Below are 322 nucleotides of genomic sequence, written 5' to 3' on the forward strand. Positions count from 1 at the left end.
ATACCCAGTGCAACGCCCCGATAGAACCAGGCTTCGTGATAATCTGGTTTGATTTCTAAGGCTTTGTCGTAGGAGGCGATCGCATCTTCTAGCCTGCCTAATATACCCAGTGCAACGCCCCGATAGAACCAGGCTTCGTGATAATCTGGTTTGATTTCTAAGGCTTTGTCGTAGGAGGCGATCGCATCTTCATGCCTGCCTAAATTACCCAGTGCAACGCCCCGATTGTTCCAGGCTGCGTGTTTATCTGGTTTGATTTCTAAGGCTTTGTCGTAGGAGGCGATCGCATCTTCATGCCTGCCTAAATTACCCAGTGCAACGC

Annotated in this window: 1 protein-coding gene; it reads right to left on the reverse strand. The window is 49.7% G+C overall.

What is annotated here, in order from left to right; all coding sequences use genetic code 11:
- Positions 1–322 (reverse strand): tetratricopeptide repeat protein (locus QT973_RS16690; protein WP_333391775.1); only part of this gene is annotated, 322 nt, incomplete at both ends.

This window comes from Microcoleus sp. Z1_A1 (assembly GCF_036700305.1).
Lineage (GTDB): Bacteria > Cyanobacteriota > Cyanobacteriia > Cyanobacteriales > Microcoleaceae > Microcoleus.